The 535-nt window shown below is 73.6% G+C and carries 1 protein-coding gene; it reads left to right on the top strand.

What is annotated here, in order from left to right:
- Nucleotides 1-62: 62 nt before the first annotated feature.
- A partial coding sequence (locus BN423_RS10500) for an IS3 family transposase (RefSeq protein WP_026089093.1) occupies nucleotides 63-535 on the top strand: 473 nt, incomplete at its 3' end.

Consider the following 535-nt stretch of genomic DNA (forward strand, 5'->3'; position numbering starts at 1 on the left):
TGCCGCGCGGCCGGGCCCGGGGTGCTACCATGGTGCCCCGCACCCGACGCGAGGAGGCGCCCGTGAACGACGCGGAGAGGGCGGCCTACGAGGCCGCGATGACGGAGAACCAGCTGCTCAGGGCGGTGTTGGACGACCTAAAAGCGGAAGGCTGCGCCCCGGCTTCGATGTCGGACGCGAGAAAGACCGCGCTCGGCGAGAGATTGCGCGCGGCGACCGGCCTGCCCCTCCGAGAGATCACCGCTTTCTTGAGGATCTCGAGGAGCTCCTATGAGTACCACCGCGCGCGGCTCGGGCGCGACAAGTACGCCGCGCTGAGGGCCGAGGTCCGCGAGGCGTTCGAGTCGATGGGCGGCGGCCGCGGGTACCGCCCCGTGTGGGCGGAGCTCCGGAGGCGCGGGACGCGCGTCTCGGAGAAGGTCGTGAGGCGCATCATGCGCGAGGAGGGGCTCTCGGCGCGCGGGCGCCGCCGGGCGAGGCGCTGGTCCAGCTACGCCGGGGAGGCCTCCGAGGCCCCGCCGAACCTGCCGCTGCG

This window comes from Enorma timonensis (genome assembly GCF_000321165.1).
Classification (GTDB): Bacteria; Actinomycetota; Coriobacteriia; order Coriobacteriales; family Coriobacteriaceae; genus Enorma.